Raw genomic sequence first — 1,738 nt, 5'->3', positions numbered from 1 at the left:
TTGCCTGACCCGCCCAGAAGGCGACCTCCAGGCTGTGATGCAGCAACCCGCCGGCACCGCGGTGATGGTGCGCCTCGGAGGCCGGCAGGAGGTGGACGAAGGCGGCGAAGCGCTCGACGACCGGGCGTACCTGGGTGCGGAAGAAGTCGGGCGTGCAGTCAATCCCGTAGCGCAGCTTGTCCACCAGTTCGGCCTGGGTCGCCAGCAGGTGCGCGGAGGCCACCACCGGAATGCCCTGCAAGAACGGCGGATAACGCGGGATGTCCGGGGGCGCGATCAGCGGTACCACGGCCACCGGGGCGGCGGGCACGGCGTGGGCGGGGCGGCGGTGCAAGAAGTCGAAGATGCTCATGGTGCCCATGATGCCAAGGGGAACAGGGCGGGCGTGAGGGCTGAAGGTTCTGTTTTTGGAGGGGTATGCGGGAAGCGCGCTTAGTCTGGCCCGCCACGGCACCCACCCGGGTACTCACGCGCCGCCTGGACCGCCCGGGTGGCGCTGCGCAGTTGCACCCGCGCCTGGCTGATCTGGCGGGCCGCCGCGCGGATGCGACCGAGCGTCTCTTCGGCCTCCATGATCAGGTCGATCTGCCAGGCCCGCGCCTGCCCGCGGAAGGCGGCCCGCTGATAGCGGTCTCCCGTCCCACGGGGGATGTAGGTGGTGTGGCAGGTGCGCCCCGCACAGCCACGGGCGAAGCTGAAGGAGACCCACTCCACGGCGAAGGCCCCCGGGGTCGACTGCGGACTGTGCTGAGCGCGCACGCGCACCCCGACCTTGCCCCACTCGCTCTTCGGGTGGTCCCGCCCGACGTCGGTCAGCCGCGCCTGGAACCGTTCGATGGCGGCCTCGGCATCCTGCGCCAGCACCGCCAGGCTGTCTTCGACCAGCCGGTCGATCAGTGCCCCGGCGCCGGCCAACCCACCGCTGGCGGCCCCTCCGGGCGCGTCCCCCTCCCCCGCTGCCTGCACGTTGGTACCATTCATCGCGTTTCCACAATCTTATCTTTTGGAGTAGTGCCCACCCTATACTCACGTGTGATTCATAAGGGGCTTGCTTGCGCCCAACGGGCAGGATTTTCTTTACCCGTATTCACCTGGCATGTGAATAGCGCGGCGCCCTTTTCACGTCGGCGCTTTTCTCATTCTTACAGATCGCTCGGTCGCTTCGCAACCCCCCGCGTAACGGCACAACACACCCGGCGCGCTAATCACGTCATTGCGAGGACCGCGGCGCGGCGTGACACCAGGGGATTGGCTTTGCACGTCAGTGTGCGTCGACGCGGGCGTTCACGTCGGACAACGCGATTCTATTTCAGCGGGTTGCGGCTTCTGTCCGCGACCCGCTACTCACGTGATGATCCCGCGGATCAACCAATCACGTCTATTCGACCGCAGCGACCGCCCGCGCCAGCCCCCCTACTCACCCGCCCTTCCCGCATTCCCCCCATAAAACCGAACTTTCGGCACTCACGCACCGGGTCCGATCCGTGGGACCCTCTACTGCACGTTCTCGACGCGCTCTCTACTTCCAGGTTCACGCTTCTCGCCGAACACCCGTTTCCCGGCGCTGGCCGATGGCCTGGCATCCCCGTGTCGACGTCCTCTCTACCTTTGGAGCACCCATGCCCGCCGCCGCGCTCGATATCGGTTACTCGAACCTCAAGGTGGCGAGCGGTCGCCCCGGCGGCCCTCCCCGCGTGGTCATCCGGCCCGCCGGGGCCGCGCCCGCCGATCGCTTGGG

General features: G+C 67.8%; 2 protein-coding genes. Both read right to left on the bottom strand.

Annotated elements, in window-relative coordinates:
• The coding region (locus QZY44_RS02510) for a TraI domain-containing protein (RefSeq protein ID WP_295441785.1) at positions 1-352 on the bottom strand (352 nt) is incomplete at its 3' end.
• 80 nt (positions 353-432) lie between these two features.
• Complete coding sequence (gene mobI / locus QZY44_RS02505; protein ID WP_295441782.1) at positions 433-981, bottom strand: conjugative transfer protein MobI(A/C); 549 nt, start codon at positions 979-981, stop codon at positions 433-435.
• Between the last annotated feature and the right edge of the window lie 757 nt (positions 982-1,738).

This window comes from uncultured Thiodictyon sp. (assembly GCA_903837595.1).
Classification (GTDB): Bacteria; Pseudomonadota; Gammaproteobacteria; order Chromatiales; family Chromatiaceae; genus Thiodictyon.
Note: the sequence above shows the minus strand (reverse complement) of the source record. Positions and strands in the feature narration are given on the sequence as shown.

Coding starts and splice junctions, on each gene's coding strand:
- mobI (WP_295441782.1), bottom strand. CDS start 981: ATGAATGGTACCAACGTGCAGGCAGCGGGGGAGGGGGACGCGCCCGGA.